The following is a 16,606-nucleotide window of genomic DNA, read 5'->3' as shown; positions in this document are numbered from 1 at the left end:
TGCGGGGATAAATGATTAGTAACCTGCGGGAGGCGTACCGTGCGGTTCGCCTGTAATATGCAGACATAACGGGGCTTATCGACATGGATCGCAGATCATTTATCCGCAAGGCGGGCGCTCTCGGCGCCGGTGTTACCGCAACGGCGCTTGCCGCTCCGGCCATCGCACAGGAAAACCCCAAGATCACCTGGCGCATGACGTCGTCCTTCACCAAGGGCCTCGACATTCTTTTCGGCGCGGGCCAGATCGTCGCCGACCATGTCAAGGAAGCCTCCGGCGGCAACTTCGTCATTCAGCACTTTGCCGGCGGCGAAATCGTGCCGGCGCTGCAGGCGGCGGATGCGGTGACGGCCGGGACCGTCGAAATGGCGCATACCTGCTCCTATTATTACGTCGGCAAGGACCCGACCTTCGCGCTCGGAACCTCGGTTCCTTTCGGCCTCAATGCACGCCAGACGAATGCCTGGTTCAACCAGGCCGGCGGCAATGAGCTGCTCAACGAATTCCTTGCCCAGCACAATATCTATTCGATCCTGCTCGGCAATACCGGTGCCCAGATGGGCGGCTGGTTCCGCAAGGAAATCAACACCATCGACGACCTGAAGGGTCTGAAGATGCGTATCGCCGGCCTGACCGGCCAGGTGATGCAGAAGGTCGGCGTGACACCTCAGCAGATCGCCGGCGGCGATGTCTATGCGGCCCTGGAAAAGGGCACGATCGACGCCACCGAATTCGTCGGTCCCTATGACGACCAGAAGCTCGGCTTCTACAAGGTCGCGAAATATTATTACTACCCGGCATGGTGGGAAGGCGGCCCGGCCGTTCATGCCTTCGTCAATCTGCAGAAGTTCAACGAGCTTCCGGAGAACTACAAGCGCATCCTGAAAGACGCCTGCGCCGCCGGCAGCGCCAGCATGCTGGAGCGTTACGACGCCCGCAATCCCAAGGCGCTGAAGGAACTCGTGGCGCAGGGCGCCATCCTGCGCCCCTTCAGCCAGGAAATCCTCGATGTCTGCCACAAGGCGGCACAGGACACCTATGCGGAGATTTCTGCCAAGAACGAGAGCTTCAAGAAAATCTACGAGAGCCAGCAGGCCTTCAAGAAGGACGCCTATCTCTGGGCGCAGATCGCCGAATACACCTATGACACCTACATGATGATCCAGCAGCGCAACGGCACGCTCTGATCCCCATCATTTCCCGACGATCTTCAAACGGTCATCCGGCATCTGCCGGGTGACCGTTTTGTTTGGCGAGACCAGCTTCCACACTTCACGCTCCCGCCAGTCGACCGGGCTCATGCCGGTGACGCGGCGAAATTCGCGGTTGAAATTGGACTTGGTCTGAAAGCCGGAGGACAGCATGATCGCGGTCACCGATTGCTCCGTCTCTTCCAGCAGCCGGCAGGCTTCGCGGATGCGCAACTGATTGACATATTGCGAGACATTGACGCCGAGGGAGCGGTTGATCGCGCCTGATATCTGCCGGCTCGGCAGGCCGAGGCGTCTTGCAAGCCGCGACAGGTTGAGATTCTCATCACGGTAAAGCGCCTGTGTCTCCATCAGCCGATCAACCCTTGCGACGATATCGCGGTCCTGTTCCGATGGCTCCGCCGATGCTGACAATTCCGCGACAGGTTCTATGCCTGTTTGCGGCGCCTTGCTCTTGCCGGCCAGCGCGGCCATGAGGCCAATCAACAGCAGGCCAAAAAGATTGGCATTGCTGACCAGCGCTGCAACATTCTGCCCATGCGCCCATTCGAAATCGAAAAACACGAGCAGATCGAACAGGGCAGAAACACAAAGAGCGATTGCAGCGATAATAAGCGCCCGGTGCGCCGAGGTGACGCTGGCAAATTGCGCCTCGTCCAGCCCATCCGGCCCCTTTCTGCCAAGAAGAAGCAGGGCAATGGCGTGGCCGACAAAAATGACGATCAGCGCAAGATCGATCGCCATCGGCCAGATGAATTCCATGATGACGATGAGCAAAGGCGACAAAGCGAGGTTGGCAAGCATCGCTATCCTGCTCTCCGCCGCCACTCTCATCAGCCCACGAAAAGCAATGTAGACGAGCGGCGGCAGGCAGGCGGCGAGGACCGGCAAAACATAACGCGCTTCGCTGACGCCATACCCCCAGCGCAGTCCGACAAGGACGGATTGAAGGGCACAAAGCGCGATCAACGTCAGAAAGGCCCGATTGGTTCGCACATCGTCTCCGCCTCGAAAGAACACGATGAACATGACAACCAGCAGAAGCGCCACGACGAAAGGCAGCGGAATGAACAGCACGAATGAATATCCCCGAAACAACGGCTTATATTGCCAATTCATGGACCAGATCGCGTTTCGGGACGACCTTTAACACGATCAAGGACGCAAAACATATGTGGCGGCGCAGATTGAACCCCGTTCTTTCCAACCGCACGAGGTTTTCATGCGCCCTATCGCCACCGTCACGGCCATCCTGTTTTCCGCTCTCGTCAGCCAGCCTGTTTTTGCAGGCGAGGCTGTCGGCGTCAGCGAAACCGCCATCCATTCGCCGGCACGCGGCAAGGACCTTGCCGTCACCATCTGGTATCCCTCCGACGGAAAGGGCACGCAGACGGTTTCCGGCGATGACCGGATTTTTCAGGGCACGCCCGTGTTCAAGGATAGCGCGGTGAAGCCGGGTCGGCTGCCGCTTGTGCTTCTGTCTCACGGCTCGGGTTCACGAGTGTCCGGCATGGCATGGATCGCCGCGAAACTTGCGAGCGAAGGTTTCATTGTCGCCGGAGCCAACCACCCCGGCACCACCAGTGGCGATTCCACACCCGCCGATACACCGAAAATCTGGGAGCGAACGGACGATCTTTCCACGATTGTCACTGTTCTAACGGCAAAGGGCAAATGGTCGAGTGCTATCGACGCGCAAAGGATCGGCGTGCTCGGCTTTTCGCTCGGCGGCAGTGCGGCGATGGAGATTTCGGGCGCGCGCGCCGATCTTGATGCTTATGCGCGCTATTGCGAAGACTATGCCACGATGATGGATTGCCAATGGTTCGCGGGTGGCCGAGGTTATCTCAAGGGCAAGCCGGTCAGCGTGCCGAAGCTCGATCTCAGAACCATCGACAAGGCACGTTTCGAGCAGCAGAACCGCGATCCCCGTATTCGGTCCGGCGTACTGGTCGATCCCGGTCTGGCGCTCGCCTTTCGGCCTGACAACCTGAAGCAGATCGATATTCCGCTCACCTTCATCAATCTCGGCAGTAAGGGCAAAATTCCACCCGCCGTGCTTGCAGATAAACTCGCGAACGAAGTGCCCGGCGCGACCTATCAGCAAGTGGATGAGGCCAATCATTTCAGCTTCCTGCCGTTGTGCAAACCGGATGCCGACGCCTTTCTCAAATCCGTCGGCGAGCGCGATCCCATCTGCGAACCGGCCGGACCGCGGGACCGCGCGGATATTCACGCACAATTGGAGACGATGATCGCTGCCGCCTTCAACCGTACACTGAAGCCGGGTCAGTAAGGCGGCAGACTGAAAGGCCTAGCCGATCCGCTTATAGAAAAGGGTCGTGCCGCAAAAGCGTCCATCAGGAAACAGGGCGTAATCGGGGATGACGCCGACCCGCTCCCAGCCGAGGCGAGGATAAATCGCCTCGGCATCGCTGCCCGTGGCCGTATCCAGCACCAAAAGGGTACGACCGCGTTTCGCCGCCTCCTCTTCCACTTTTTGCATGAGCTTGCGGGCAAGTCCGAGGCCTCGCGCGGACGGATGCACCAGAAGCTTCATCAAATCGCCGCGATGCGGCTGGTTGGGTTTGGAGGCAAGGCCGACCTGAACGGTGCCCACCACCCTGCCATCTACCTCCGCCACCACGTGAATGGTGCTGCCCTCGCCCGCCGCTTCTGCAACTGACTGCCAGAAAGGCTGCGCATCCTGCGGTGAAAAGGGCAACATGAAGCCGACGGATGCGCCCCCGTTCACGCAGGCAGCCAGAACCTCACAGAGTTCGGGCAAGACATCGATGGTCTCTTCCCGGTTCAACACGCGGATGGTGGTCATAAAAACTCCTGTCGGGGAAATCAGCGCTGTCTTTGGTCCAGCACGACGGCATAACGGGCAGGTTTTTCGGAGGGGTTGTGGAAAACATGCCCCTCGCCAACCGGCATGAAAAGGCAATCTCCGGGTTCCAGCCGGTGAACGTCTCCGCCGCTCGTCATTTCCAGCACACCTTCGAAAAGCCAGACATATTGCGTCATCCCCCGGCTCGCCGCATGCGGAGGGAAGCCCACGCGCGCGCCGGGCGGAAATTCGACTTCGACGATATCGACATCGGATCCCACACGCGGCGGAGAGATGGCGCGGCGCACATAACCGGTCTCCGGATCTTTCCAGAGCTGCTGATCACGCTTTTTCATAAGCGGGGACACAGCCTCTTCGTTTTCAGCGAAGAAACCGGAAAGCGACAGGCCAAGGGCTGCGCAGATGCGGGCCAGCAGCGAGGCCGTGGGGCTCGCCTCTCCACGCTCGATCCGGGAAATCATGGCGCGGCTGACGCCGGATTCGGCGGCGAGCCTGTCCAGCGTCAGGCCGTTTTCAGCCCGCAATGTTTTGATCCGCTCGCCGATCGAGCGCTCAAGAATATGATCTTCGTTTTCCATCATATGAGAATTGCACTCTCATATGATGGAGTCAATATCCATGATAATGGAAATTATCACCGTCTTTGCCGCCAGTTGCTTTGCGGCAAAAGAACGTGTCAGGCGCCGACCTGGGCAATCCAGTCGTTCAGATTATAGTAGTTCGTTACTCGGCTAACTTTTCCGTCCTTCAGGTCGAAAAAGGCACCGGCCGGCAGTACGTATTTCTGGCCATTCGCCTCGGGCAATCCCTCGTCGGTCTTGAGATATTCGCCGTTGACGATGAATTCTGCGGAAGCACGCTTGCCATCTTCGCTCGCCATGATGACCATGTCGGTGAGGTTTTCCTTATAGCAGCGGTTCATATGGTCCATGAAGGAAGCGAAGGCGGCCTTGCCGGTCTGGCGCTCGCCCTGATTGATGTCGTGCACCACCTCATCGTGAAGAAGCGCCAGAAAGGTATCCATGTCCTGACGGTTGAAGGCTTCGTAGTAGGCGCGGATGGTCTCGGCAGCGGTCATCGTCTTCTCCGTTCAATGCTTGCGCGGGTTTTCCATGACGGTATAACCAGTGCAACCGAAAGTGAAAATGCCCATGACCGTCGAAATCAAGTCTCTTTCCGGCATTGACGCCACACCCTATTTCGATGACCTCGCGCGCCTGCGGATCGAGGTGTTTCGCGCCTTTCCCTATCTCTATGACGGCTCGCTGGACTATGAGCGCAAATATCTCGCGACCTATGCCGATACGGACGGCGCCGTCTTCGTGCTGGCGCTTGATGACGGCAAAGTGATCGGCATGTCCACCGGCATGCCGATGGCGGCCGAGACCGAAGAGGTGAAGGAGCCCTTCGTCAAAGCAGGTTACGATCCGGACCGGATATTCTACTTCGGTGAAAGCGTACTTCTGCCCGGCTATCGCGGCCACGGCATTGGGGTGCGTTTCTTCGAAGAACGGGAGGCGCATGCAAAGCGGCTCGGTTTCGACAGGTGCACTTTCTGTGCTGTGGAGCGACCCGCAGACCATCCACGACGCCCGGCGGACTACGTGCCGCTGAACGCCTTCTGGGAAAAGCGCGGTTATAGCCATCACCCGGAACTGCGCACCAGCTTCACATGGCAGGACCTCGACGAAAGCGTTGAAAGCCCGAAACCGCTGTCCTTCTGGATGAAGACCATTCTTGCCGGAGACGGAGACAAATGACACGCCTTGCCGCCAGCCAATATGCCATCGAGCTGATCGAGACATGGGAGGCTTATGCCGCGCATCTCTCCGCCATCATTCGCGAGGCGAAGGAAAAGGGTGCGGAACTGCTGCTTTTGCCGGAATATTCGGCAATGACGCTGACCGGGCAATTGCCGCCCGCCGCGCGCTCCGATCTGCACCGTTCCATCGAAGAGATACAGCCGTTGATCCCTTCCTGGGTAGAGCTTTGCGAGGAGCTGGCGCGGCAACATCAAATCCTCTTCCAGCCGGGAAGCGCGCCGGTGAAGGACCCGGACGGCAAGTTCCGCAACCGCGCATGGCTGTTCGGCCCGGATGGGCTGATCGGTTATCAGGACAAGCAGATCATGACCCGCTTCGAGCGGGAGCAATGGAACATTCATGCCGGCATCGAGGGCCTGAAAGCCTTCGAGACGCCGATCGGCAGGCTTGGCATCCTCATCTGTTACGACAACGAGTTCCCGATGCTAGGCCGCAGACTGGCGGAGCTCGGCGTCGAACTCGTGCTCGCCCCCAGCTGTACCGACACGTTGGCGGGTGCTTACCGGGTACGAATCGGCGCGCAGGCCAGGGCATTGGAAAACCAATATGCCATCCTCTCCTCCCCCACCGCGGGCGAGGCCCCATGGTCTCCCGCCGTCGATGAGAATCGCGGCCGCGCCGCCCTTTACGTGCCGTCCGACTACGGCATGCCCGCATCCGGTATCGTCGCGGAAAGCGAAAGCGATGCGGTGACACAGAGCACGCTTCTGATCGCCGATATCGATCTTGCCGCCGTCGCAAGGCTCCGCACTGAAGGACAGGTGGCCACCCGGCGCGACTGGCCGGAGCAATTTGCGATCTGAAAAGCCCATTTTAAAAGGCTTTTAACCAAATTCCCGCTTTGCGGTGTGACAAGCCCCTGCTATAGCGCGGGACATGAGCACAAATTCGACCCGCACGCCCCTGGACCATATCCGCAACTTCTCGATCGTTGCCCACATCGATCATGGCAAATCGACGCTGGCCGACCGGTTGATCCAGTCGACAGGCGGCCTTGCCGAACGCGACATGTCGGAACAGGTTCTCGATTCGATGGATATCGAGCGCGAACGCGGCATCACCATCAAGGCCCAGACCGTGCGCCTGCACTACAAGGCGAATAACGGCGAGACCTATGTGCTGAACCTCATCGACACGCCCGGCCACGTCGACTTCGCCTACGAAGTGTCCCGCTCGCTTTCGGCCTGTGAAGGTTCGCTGCTGGTGGTCGACGCATCGCAGGGCGTGGAAGCCCAGACGCTTGCCAACGTTTATCAGGCGATCGACAACAATCACGAGCTGGTCACCGTGCTCAACAAGATCGACCTGCCGGCGGCCGAACCCGACCGTATCAAGGAGCAGATCGAAGAGGTGATCGGCATCGACGCCTCCGACGCCGTGATGATTTCCGCCAAGACCGGTCTTGGCATTCCCGACGTTCTGGAAGCCATCGTCCACCGTCTGCCGCCGCCGAAGAGCGAAGTCGGCGAAAACGGACCGCTGAAAGCGCTGCTGGTCGATAGCTGGTATGACACCTATCTCGGCGTCATGGTTCTGGTGCGCGTCATCGATGGCGTGCTGAGCAAGGGCCAGCAGATCCGCATGATGGGCTCGGGCGCGAAATACGGCATCGAGCGCGTCGGCGTGCTGACCCCGAAGATGGTCAATGTCGACAGCCTCGGCCCCGGCGAGATCGGCTTCATCACCGCCTCGATCAAGGAAGTTGCCGATACGCGTGTTGGCGACACCATCACCGACGACAAGCGCCCGACGGCGCAGGCCCTGCCCGGCTTCAAGCCCGCGCAGCCCGTGGTGTTCTGCGGCCTCTTCCCGGTCGATGCGGCCGACTTCGAAGATTTGCGCGCGGCGGTGGGCAAGCTTCGCCTCAACGACGCTTCCTTCTCCTTCGAAATGGAGTCCTCCGCCGCCCTCGGTTTCGGTTTCCGCTGCGGCTTCCTCGGCCTGCTGCATCTCGAAATCATTCAGGAACGCCTCGAGCGCGAGTTCAATCTCGATCTCGTCGCCACCGCGCCCTCGGTCGTCTATGAAATGACGCTGACCGATGGCACGGAGAAGGAACTGCACAACCCGGCCGACATGCCCGACGTTGTGAAGATCAAGGAAATCCGCGAGCCGTGGATCAAGGCGACGATCATGACGCCGGACGAATATCTCGGCGGCATCCTGAAACTCTGTCAGGACCGGCGCGGCCTGCAGACGGAGCTGACCTATGTCGGCAACCGTGCGATGATCACCTATGAACTGCCGCTCAACGAAGTGGTGTTCGATTTCTACGACCGGCTGAAATCCATCTCCAAGGGTTACGCCTCGTTCGATTACAACATCATCGACTATCGCGAAGGCGATCTCGTCAAGATGTCGATCCTCGTCAACGGCGATCCGGTGGATGCGCTCTCCATGCTCGTTCACCGCTCGGCGGCCGACCGGCGCGGGCGTGGCATGTGCGAAAAGCTGAAGGAACTCATTCCGCCGCACATGTTCCAGATCCCGATCCAGGCGGCCATCGGCGGCAAGGTCATTGCCCGCGAAACCGTGCGCGCGCTGCGCAAGGACGTGACGGCGAAATGCTATGGCGGCGACGCGACGCGCAAACGCAAACTTCTCGACAAGCAGAAGGAAGGCAAAAAGCGCATGCGCCAGTTCGGCAAGGTGGAAATTCCGCAGGAAGCCTTTATCGCTGCGCTGAAGATGAACGACGAATAAGCGGCAAAATCATATTGCCGTCGCGATTGAAGGGAGGCCCATCGCCTCCCTTTTGCGTTTAGGCTTCTATCACGCGTGCAGCTTCGCACCCTTGGTGATCTTGTCGACGATCTTCCTGTCGGCCCTCAGCGCCATGCCAACCACCTTGGCATTCTCCGGTGAAAACTCCGAAAATACCTGGCGATTGGCGACATCGTGCCCGGTGGCGAACATTTCCTCGATATAAAGCGATGCCGTGACGTCGCGCTCGAGGGATCGCTGGTGGATTTTGCGCAAGGCCTCCTGATCCGTCGCCATAACGACAATCGGCTGGATGGACAGGGGATTATAGACGTTGCCCGCCCCGTCGCGGTATGGTTCTCCAATGATCTCCTTGGTCTGGGCGACGATCCCGGACATGAGAAATGCGGTAACGTTCAGTTTTTGCCACACGGCAAGGTCATCGCGAAGGATGACGGCGATCTTGGTATCAAACATGCGAACTCAATCTGGCTGTGGTTACGAAAGAGAAGCGATCCTAGCGCCTCGGGGCGTCGGCGATCTTGAACGTTCGTGCAAATTCGAAGGGATCGTGCAGGCACCCTCCAGCGAAGGCATAGAGCGCATCGAAGCGCGCTTTCATGGCAACGCCTATGCGCCGCACCGTCATGATACCTATGCGCTGGGTGTCACGCTTTCCGGCGTCCAGACTTTTTCCTATCGGGGGAAATCGCATTTCAGCACGCCCGGAAGGGTAATCGTGCTGCATCCGGACGAAGTTCACGATGGCGGCGCAGGCACCGATGAAGGCCTGCGCTACCGTATGCTTTATCTTCCGCCCGAAAAAGCAACTGAGGCGGGATATAATGCACTGCCCTTCGCCCAGAATCCCGTCATCGAGGATGAGGAATTCCGGCAATGCCTCATCGAGGCGCTTGGCAATCTGGAAGGCGCGCCGGACAATCTGCTTCTCACCGACTGGCAGTCGAGACTGGCGGATTTGCTCTGGAAACATTCAAACGGAAGCGCCAGAACCATCAAACGGATCGACCGGATCGCCGTTTTACGGTGCCGGGACTATCTGCTGGAGAATAGCGCCGACACCGTCGGTTCCGAAGAGCTGGAACGGATAAGCGGGCTCGACCGCTTCACGCTCTTTCGGCACTTTCGCTTCCTGTTCGGCACCAGCCCGCACCGTTATCTCCTCATGCGCCGGCTGCAAAAATGCAAAGAGATGATGCGTGCGGGTGCGGGCCTTGCGGAAACGGCATTTGCCTGCGGTTTTGCGGATCAGGCGCATTTTACCCGACATTTCAAAAATGCCTTCGGCATGCCGCCGGGCCGCTGGCTCAATCTTGTTTCGCATTGATCATTCCGGAAACAGGATCGACCGGTGAGCCGCAGCACCCGCCATGGCGCCGTCTCCCACCGAAAGGGCGACTGAGCCGGCAGGCCTTGCCACATCACCGCAGGCGAAGATGCCGCGGGCCGTGGTCTGTTTCATGGGATCTGTCACGATGGTCGATCCCATCGGCCCATCCTCCACGGCGCAGCCAAGTTTTTCCAGCCAGTTCGAGGCGATACGCAACTTCGGCTGGGTGAAAAGGCCAGCCAATGCGATGCTGCGTCCATCCGCCATAACGACATCCGCATGCCCCGTAATTTCCCGGATTCGGGTTGTTTCCACCCGCACGCCCCGGGCCGCCAACAATGCCTGCTGATCCCCATCCGGCTCGAATACGCCATTGGTGAAAAAGGTCGTCTCGCCCCAGTCGGGCAGCATCAATGCGTGGTGAATGGCCAGAGGTGAAGCGGCGATGACACCGATCTTTTCCTGATTGAGCTCGTAACCATGGCAATAGGGGCAATGGAAGACCGAAGAGCCCCAACGCTCTTTCAGCCCGGCAATAGCAGGCAATTCATCGGTGACGCCCATGGCGAGGATCAGCCGGTCCGCTGTCTCACGGCGTTTGCCATCGATCTCGACTACAAAATCGCCGGAGGAGCCTTCGGCATCGGTCACCCTCCCCTCAACCCAATCTATGGTCGGGTAACGTTCGATCTGGCGGCGCGCCTCGGCGATAATTTCACCCGGCGCCTTTCCATCCTGGCCGAGAAAACCGTGGGAATGGCTGGCGAAACGGTTTCTCCGTTCACCGGCGTCCACCACCAGAATGTTTTTTCTGGCGCGTCCAAGCTGCAGGGCGGCCGAGAGGCCGGCATAGCTGCCGCCGATAATGATGACGTCGAATTTCATGATGCACCCATCGTTTCAGGAAAGAGGCGGAAGTGCCGGTTCATTTCACGATACTTATATTGTTACGTGATTTTCAGAGTCAATAGTCACGCAACTTATATTGTTACGTCACATCGAAAGTGATAGCGTCGGTGTAAACAGACGGGTTTGGACAATGAGACACGACACGCGGCTTTCACGGGTGCTGCATATTCTGATCCATATGGAAAATCATAAGGGTGCGGCGACATCCGAGAGCATCGCGGCGATGCTTCAGACCAACCCGGTGGTGGTGCGCAGGACAATGGCCGGCTTGCGCGAGCATGGTTATGTCTCGTCGGAAAAGGGCCATGGCGGCGGGTGGGTGCTGGCGCGGCCGCTCAGCGAAATCACGCTGCTCGACATTTACCGGGCGCTTGGCGCACCGGAACTGTTCTCGATAGGGCTGGCGGGCGACAACCCGAATTGCGTTATTGAACAGGCCGTCAATGCAGCACTTTTCGACGCCATGAAAGAGGCGGAAAACATTCTGCTATCCCGTTTCGGGAGCATTGCCCTTTCGCAACTGGCACAGGAATCCATCAGCCGTTGGTCCAGGGTTTCCAACCACCCTTCCGCGATGGAGCAGCTTTAGGGCGCGGATGATGGCCGCAAAGAAAAACCGCCTGCCCGGAGGCAGGCGGTTTTATCATATCAGTAGGCCCGTTACGGCTGGGTCTGCGTGCCGCCCGTATTCGGGCTTGCCGGTGCGGTGTTGTTCGCAGGCGGTGTTGCCGGAGCGGTTGGAGCCATGGGCGCCGGTGCCTGATCCGTTGCCGCTGGCGGCGTGGTGGAGGATGTCGTGGCCGGATCGGTGGTCGGGCCGCTCATCTGCGACCAGGCGAAAACGCCCACCAATACGACGACGATGATCGCCAACCACGGCACCCAGGACGACGACGTGCGGGCATGCGGTTCATTGCTGATATTCACTTCCGGACGAAGATCGCGGTCCGGACGCGGGTTGTTGGGATCGAATGTCATGGTGTTTCCTCCTCTTCATTCTGCGGAGAAAACGACGTTCACGGGATTTTGTTCCGATTCCTTCCAGAACGCTTACAACCGACGAGGTTCGGGCGCTTGCTGAAGCGCCTCCGCCAGCACCGTCATGACCTGCGGACCTGCCATTTGCGACACATTGAAACGCATGAAACCGGAGGCGTTCTGCGAGGAACTGAACACATTGCCGGGGGCCAGCACCACCTGACGCGAAAGCGCTCGGCGCGCCACATCGGCGGCATCAACCCCGTCCGGCAGGCGGCACCATAAAAACATGCCCGCCTGCGGTTCGATCCACGGCACACATCCGACCGATCTCAGACGCGCCGCCACCTCCGGCATCGTTGCCGCAAGACGCTGCCTCAGCGCCTCGACATGCTTGCGGTAACTGCCATCGGTCAAAAGCGACAGGACCAGCGCTGCCGAAAAATGCGTTCCGCCAAAAGTGGTGGCGATCTTGAGATCGGTCAGGGCTTCCACCCAAGCCATGGGTGCTGCGATGAAACCGCACCGCACGGAGGCCGACAGTGTTTTTGAAAAACTGCCTATCTGGACGACGCGGTTAAGACCGTCGAAGGCCGCCAACCGGGGCGCGGCCTGGGTTTCGAAATCGGCAAAAATATCATCCTCGATGATGGTCAGCCCCACCTGCTCGGCGAGCATCAGCAGGCGATGGGCGGAAACGGCGGAAAGCCTTGCACCTGTCGGATTATGGATTGCGGAATTGGTGATATAAAGCCGGGGCTGATGGTCTTTCAGCGCCTGCTCGAAGAGTGCCAGATCCGGTCCGGTCGGCGTATAGGGAATACCGACGATCTTCACCCGATGCGCCCGCAAAAGAGCATGGAAATTGAAGTAGCATGGGTCATCGACAACAACCGTATCGCCCGGCTGCAGCAGGAAACGGCAAAGAAGATCGATCGCCTGCGTGCCTGAATCGGTGAGCATGATCTGGCTGGCGCCCGCCTGCACCCCGTGTTCGGCCAGCCGGCGTGACAGAAGCTGGCGCAGCGGCAACAGCCCCATCGGACTGCCATAATCCGTCAGCAGGGCGGCGTCGGCGCGGGCAAGCCCGCGCATCGCCCGCCTCAACGCTTCCTGCGGCATCCACGATGCGGGAAGCCAGCCGCAGCCGGGTTTGGCGAGAACGGAACCCTCATCCAGCGCCTGCCGCGAGACCCACAAGGGATCCACCGCCCTGTCGAGCTGCGGCTCGATATCGGCAAGCGACAGGGGCGCAAGCGGGCCCGAAACGAAAAAACCGGAGCCGGGGCGCGAGCTTATCGTACCATCCGCCACGAGCCGGTCGTAGGCCTCGACAACGGTGGAGGTGGAAACCTGCATGGTCTTCGCCAGTGCCCTGACCGACGGCAGGCGCGCGCCAGGCACCAGGCTGCGCGAGGCGATGCGTTGCCGCACACTTGCCATCACCTTCTCTATGCGCGTGCCCGCAGCGACTTGTCCGTCCACACTTCCTCCAACTGTACCGCTTATGATACCATAACAGTTTGTTGAAATTGTATATGATTGTCGCTGTTCCTGCCAGCCATTCCGGATCAAGAAAGGCAAAACGCAGGAGTTGACAATGGACAAGACGACGAGCGGCTGGCTGAGCGGTCTGACAGGCGTGGTGATATTCAGCGGTTCGCTGCCCGCGACACGCATTGCGGTAACGGGTTTCGATCCGGTGTTCCTGACCGTCGCCCGCGCCAGCATTGCCGGCCTGCTGGCGCTGGCGCTGCTGTTTCTGTTCAGGCAAAAGCGCCCGGCGAGCGATGACCTGACATCGCTTTTCATCGTCTCGCTCGGTGTCGTGGTGGGCTTCCCGTTACTGACCGCACTCGCCCTGCGGCATGTCACCTCGGCGCATTCCATCGTTTTCGTGGGGCTCTTGCCGCTCGCGACAGCAATCTTCGCGGTGCTGCGCGGTGGAGAACGCCCACGCCCCGTCTTCTGGCTCTTTTCCTGTCTTGGAAGCGCGCTTGTTGCGGGGTTTTCGCTGTCGAATTCGTTTGCCGCCGGGATCGAGGCGTCGCTTGCCGGCGATCTTCTGATGCTCGGCGCAATCATCGTCTGCGGGCTTGGCTATGCGGAAGGTGCTGCCCTTTCCCGCAAGCTGGGCGGCTGGCAGGTCATTTCCTGGGCGCTGGTTCTTTCCCTGCCGGTAATGCTGCCGCTTGCTTTCTTCACCGGGCCGGAAACGCTTGCCGGCATCGACCCGCAGGCCTGGGCCGGCCTTGCCTATGTTTCCCTGTTCAGCATGCTGATCGGCTTCATCTTCTGGTATCGCGGACTGGCGCTTGGCGGCATCGCAGCCGTCGGCCAGCTGCAACTGCTTCAGCCCTTCTTCGGGCTGGCACTTGCCGCGACCCTGCTGCATGAGGAGGTGAGCCCGGCCATGATCGCCGTTACGCTTGTGGTGGTGCTCTGTGTTGCAGGCGCGCGAAAATTCGCGCGCTGACGGCTGCCATCGTCAGCTCGAACGGCGGTCCACCCAGCGATGCCATGCATCCTCACTGCCGTTGAAGACATTGAGATCGATGCGACCATCGACGCCGTGCGACAGGCCGGAACCGGAATATTGCCAGAACAGCCACTTGCGGCCGGGATAAACCACCGATGGATGCTGGGCGACGGCGCGCAGCCAGAAGGGATAATCCTGGAATTCGCCCTGGAGGTTGTCCTTGTAAAAATCGGGCGCCGTATAAATGATCGGCCGCTGGCCGTAATGGCGCTCAAGCTTGTCCATGAAGACGCGCATCTTTTCCAGAACGCGTTCACGGGAATGGCGCATCTTGCAGCTCGATTCGCCGTTATATTCCACGTCGATGACCGGCGGCAGGGCTTCCGGGTCGCGCGGTACATTGCGAATGAACCAGTCCGCCTGTTCGCTGGCGTTGCGGCACCAGTAGAAGAAGTGGTAAGCGCCGCGGCGAATGCCCGCTTCCTTCGCGCGCTGCCAGTTGGTGCGGAACATCGGATCGAGATGGTCGCCGCCATCCGTCGCCTTGATGAAGGCGAAATTGGCGCCGCGTGTGCGCAGCTGCGGCCAGTTTATATTGGCCTGCCAGCGGGATACATCCACCCCGTGGACCTGGAAATGACGCGGCTGGACCTTGCCGAAATTGATCGGCTTGGCATCGCTGAAGCTGGAGCGGAAAATGCGCGAGCGGATTTGCGCACCGGCGCTCGCCGCCGGGGCCGCAGCCATGGCCAACTGGACCGGGCGCTCCATCTGGTTGATCGTGGGGCGCTCCGCCGGCCGCACCATTCCCGCCGCCTGTGACGGAACCGGCAAACGGATTTCAGGCGCATTCTGCGTTAACGACGCCCTGGGGGTGACAGCGGAAAAGGCCTTGGGTTCGTCAGGCACCGGCCCGCCCCATGCCAGAACTTCCTGCCGTGGCTTTGCTGAAATGGGCTGGGTACCGACACTTGCCTGCGGCACCGGCGCGGATGGCGTGACCGAACTCGTCGTTTCCTTCGAGGGCAACCCGGCCATCAGGCTTTCCGGCCCGGAACTGGACGTGCAGCCTCCAAGCAAGAAGCAACCGAAGAAAAGTGCTGGCACAGCCGATGAACGCATGAGAACCCGTACGCAAAACAAATCGGGGGCACTCTGATGCCGCCCGGAGACCTCGAAATACAAATGCTAACGGAAGATTATCAAAAAAGACTGAATCTTATCTTTACGTCGGCACACGCCGATGCGCCCGTCATTTCTGGCAGGCGAAACGGTTCGAGTTCTCGCGTCGTGGCGCGGCTCAGGCCGTCATGGCGGTCAGATCGACAGTGTCGGCGCCGGGGGAGTTTCTCTTGATCGATTCGATCGCATGGATAGCCGACGCCTTCGCCTTGTACCCTTCCGACGAGAACATTGTCTCCCCGTTGGATGCCTTGAAGCGGAAACGATATTCGCCGGCCTTGTCCTGATAGATTTCGAATTTGTACATAATCTTTGCGCCTCCTTTCGCGCGGTAGTCCATCAGCCGCAACTCTGTTCGGCCTCGATCACTTTCGCAACGGAAAATCGCCGATCTGAATGAGCCGTACCCAGGCTCGAGCGATCTCCAGCCCGGCTGCATCGGCCATTTCTGCGCGCAAGCCACGGTGGTCACGATAATTCTCCAGCCAGCCCGGCGACATTCTTTCGACGGAAGCAGGAAACGCCTGGCACCAGCCATCAACCACGGCGGTCGAGGCCTCGAAATGGAATTGCGTGCCATAGACCGCCCGGCCGATGCGAAAGGCCTGATTTCGTGTCGCGCCATTGGTCGCAAGCCGCGTGGCGTCCGGCGGAAGCGTAAATGTATCGCAATGCCACTGAAAAATAGGAAAGGTCTTTTCCAGCCCGGCCAATAGCGGATCGGACACGCCCTCTTCCGTCAGGGAGACATCCTGCCAGCCGAATTCCGGCGGCCCCGAGAGAATATTCTCTCCGCCATAGGCGCGCGCCAGCAACTGGCTGCCGAGGCACACACCCATGACCGCTTTACCAGCATCGCCAAAGGCTTTCATGAGAAGGGCGAGATCGGCAAGATAGGGATAAAGCGCATCGTCAAGCGCGTTCTGTTCGCCGCCCAGAACGACAAGCGCATCATGGTCGGCGGCATCCCTTGGGAGCGACTCACCCGCATAGGCGCGGATCACATGGATTTCCGCCGCCGCTTCTTCCAGCGCTACGCCGAGTTGCCCATGCGGCGTACCCGCCATGTTTTCTATGATTGCGACGCGCATAAGACCTCGTGGAGACGACAATGGA

19 protein-coding genes are annotated in these 16,606 nt (G+C 59.7%); 8 read left to right on the top strand and 11 right to left on the bottom strand.

The window, feature by feature from the left end; all coding sequences use genetic code 11:
• Positions 1-83 precede the first annotated feature (83 nt).
• Positions 84-1,187: a TRAP transporter substrate-binding protein gene (locus tag PIB16_RS00895; protein WP_065654685.1), complete on the top strand. Its 1,104-nt coding sequence runs from the start codon at positions 84-86 to the stop codon at positions 1,185-1,187.
• A 6-nt stretch (positions 1,188-1,193) separates the two neighbouring features.
• On the opposite strand, the gene PIB16_RS00890 is transcribed toward PIB16_RS00895, so the two are convergent.
• A complete protein-coding gene (locus PIB16_RS00890) occupies positions 1,194-2,288 on the bottom strand; it encodes a helix-turn-helix domain-containing protein (protein WP_271044820.1) in 1,095 nt (364 codons plus the stop codon).
• A gap of 145 nt (positions 2,289-2,433) precedes the next feature.
• On the opposite strand from PIB16_RS00890, the gene PIB16_RS00885 reads away from it, so the two are divergent.
• Positions 2,434-3,507 (top strand): alpha/beta hydrolase family protein, encoded by a 1,074-nt coding sequence (locus tag PIB16_RS00885; protein WP_271044819.1) that lies wholly within the window; start codon positions 2,434-2,436, stop codon positions 3,505-3,507.
• Between the two features lie 18 nt (positions 3,508-3,525).
• Here the strand turns inward: PIB16_RS00885 and PIB16_RS00880 are convergent, their stop codons facing one another.
• The 3 genes from PIB16_RS00880 to PIB16_RS00870 all read right to left on the bottom strand — a co-directional run bounded on the left by PIB16_RS00880 (position 3,526) and on the right by PIB16_RS00870 (position 5,143).
• Positions 3,526-4,044 carry a GNAT family N-acetyltransferase gene (locus PIB16_RS00880; RefSeq protein ID WP_065654687.1) on the bottom strand — a complete coding sequence of 173 codons (519 nt, stop codon included), beginning with the start codon at positions 4,042-4,044 and terminating at the stop codon, positions 3,526-3,528.
• A gap of 20 nt (positions 4,045-4,064) precedes the next feature.
• Complete coding sequence (locus tag PIB16_RS00875) at positions 4,065-4,646, bottom strand: helix-turn-helix domain-containing protein (RefSeq protein ID WP_142844142.1); 582 nt, start codon at positions 4,644-4,646, stop codon at positions 4,065-4,067.
• A gap of 95 nt (positions 4,647-4,741) precedes the next feature.
• Positions 4,742-5,143: a ketosteroid isomerase-related protein gene (locus PIB16_RS00870; protein ID WP_271044818.1), complete on the bottom strand. Its 402-nt coding sequence runs from the start codon at positions 5,141-5,143 to the stop codon at positions 4,742-4,744.
• Between the two features lie 73 nt (positions 5,144-5,216).
• Here PIB16_RS00870 and PIB16_RS00865 point away from each other — a divergent pair, with 73 nt between their 5' ends.
• From PIB16_RS00865 to lepA, 3 genes are all read left to right on the top strand, one after another.
• Positions 5,217-5,825, top strand: a complete 609-nt coding sequence (locus tag PIB16_RS00865) for a GNAT family N-acetyltransferase (RefSeq protein ID WP_161987707.1) — start codon at positions 5,217-5,219, stop codon at positions 5,823-5,825.
• The gene (locus PIB16_RS00860) at positions 5,822-6,691 is read left to right on the top strand and encodes a carbon-nitrogen hydrolase family protein (protein ID WP_078051399.1); all 870 of its coding nucleotides are present in this window, start codon (positions 5,822-5,824) and stop codon (positions 6,689-6,691) included. Before PIB16_RS00865 ends, PIB16_RS00860 begins: the two co-directional genes overlap by 4 nt.
• Before the next feature lie 61 nt (positions 6,692-6,752).
• A complete protein-coding gene (lepA, locus tag PIB16_RS00855; protein WP_035240402.1) occupies positions 6,753-8,591 on the top strand; it encodes a translation elongation factor 4 in 1,839 nt (612 codons plus the stop codon).
• A gap of 69 nt (positions 8,592-8,660) precedes the next feature.
• Here the strand turns inward: lepA and PIB16_RS00850 are convergent, their stop codons facing one another.
• A complete protein-coding gene (locus tag PIB16_RS00850) occupies positions 8,661-9,068 on the bottom strand; it encodes a DUF2000 family protein (RefSeq protein WP_065654693.1) in 408 nt (135 codons plus the stop codon).
• 94 nt (positions 9,069-9,162) lie between these two features.
• Here PIB16_RS00850 and PIB16_RS00845 point away from each other — a divergent pair, with 94 nt between their 5' ends.
• Positions 9,163-9,939, top strand: coding sequence for an AraC family transcriptional regulator (locus PIB16_RS00845; protein ID WP_271044817.1), 777 nt, complete (start codon positions 9,163-9,165; stop codon positions 9,937-9,939).
• On the opposite strand, the gene PIB16_RS00840 is transcribed toward PIB16_RS00845, so the two are convergent.
• Positions 9,940-10,827, bottom strand: a complete 888-nt coding sequence (locus PIB16_RS00840) for an NAD(P)/FAD-dependent oxidoreductase (RefSeq protein WP_271044816.1) — start codon at positions 10,825-10,827, stop codon at positions 9,940-9,942.
• A gap of 154 nt (positions 10,828-10,981) precedes the next feature.
• On the opposite strand from PIB16_RS00840, the gene PIB16_RS00835 reads away from it, so the two are divergent.
• The gene (locus tag PIB16_RS00835) at positions 10,982-11,440 is read left to right on the top strand and encodes an Rrf2 family transcriptional regulator (RefSeq protein WP_020808452.1); all 459 of its coding nucleotides are present in this window, start codon (positions 10,982-10,984) and stop codon (positions 11,438-11,440) included.
• 71 nt (positions 11,441-11,511) lie between these two features.
• On the opposite strand, the gene PIB16_RS00830 is transcribed toward PIB16_RS00835, so the two are convergent.
• Together PIB16_RS00830 and PIB16_RS00825 are read right to left on the bottom strand one after the other, a co-directional pair.
• On the bottom strand, positions 11,512-11,829 hold the full coding sequence (locus PIB16_RS00830; RefSeq protein ID WP_271044815.1) for a hypothetical protein: 318 nt from the start codon (positions 11,827-11,829) through the stop codon (positions 11,512-11,514).
• A 72-nt stretch (positions 11,830-11,901) separates the two neighbouring features.
• Positions 11,902-13,314 carry an aminotransferase-like domain-containing protein gene (locus PIB16_RS00825; RefSeq protein WP_271044814.1) on the bottom strand — a complete coding sequence of 471 codons (1,413 nt, stop codon included), beginning with the start codon at positions 13,312-13,314 and terminating at the stop codon, positions 11,902-11,904.
• A gap of 115 nt (positions 13,315-13,429) precedes the next feature.
• Here PIB16_RS00825 and PIB16_RS00820 point away from each other — a divergent pair, with 115 nt between their 5' ends.
• Entirely contained in the window at positions 13,430-14,305 is an 876-nt protein-coding gene (locus PIB16_RS00820) for a DMT family transporter (protein WP_065654698.1), read from the top strand.
• A 12-nt stretch (positions 14,306-14,317) separates the two neighbouring features.
• Here the strand turns inward: PIB16_RS00820 and PIB16_RS00815 are convergent, their stop codons facing one another.
• The 3 genes from PIB16_RS00815 to PIB16_RS00805 all read right to left on the bottom strand — a co-directional run bounded on the left by PIB16_RS00815 (position 14,318) and on the right by PIB16_RS00805 (position 16,581).
• Complete coding sequence (locus PIB16_RS00815; protein ID WP_080855815.1) at positions 14,318-15,430, bottom strand: glycoside hydrolase family 25 protein; 1,113 nt, start codon at positions 15,428-15,430, stop codon at positions 14,318-14,320.
• A gap of 178 nt (positions 15,431-15,608) precedes the next feature.
• A complete protein-coding gene (locus PIB16_RS00810; protein WP_059759498.1) occupies positions 15,609-15,797 on the bottom strand; it encodes a YegP family protein in 189 nt (62 codons plus the stop codon).
• A 58-nt stretch (positions 15,798-15,855) separates the two neighbouring features.
• The gene (locus PIB16_RS00805) at positions 15,856-16,581 is read right to left on the bottom strand and encodes a type 1 glutamine amidotransferase (protein WP_161987712.1); all 726 of its coding nucleotides are present in this window, start codon (positions 16,579-16,581) and stop codon (positions 15,856-15,858) included.
• Between the last annotated feature and the right edge of the window lie 25 nt (positions 16,582-16,606).

It is taken from the genome of Agrobacterium sp. ST15.13.015 (genome assembly GCF_027871645.1).
Taxonomy (GTDB): domain Bacteria; phylum Pseudomonadota; class Alphaproteobacteria; order Rhizobiales; family Rhizobiaceae; genus Agrobacterium; species Agrobacterium leguminum.
This window is presented reverse-complemented; position numbering and strand designations above follow the sequence as displayed.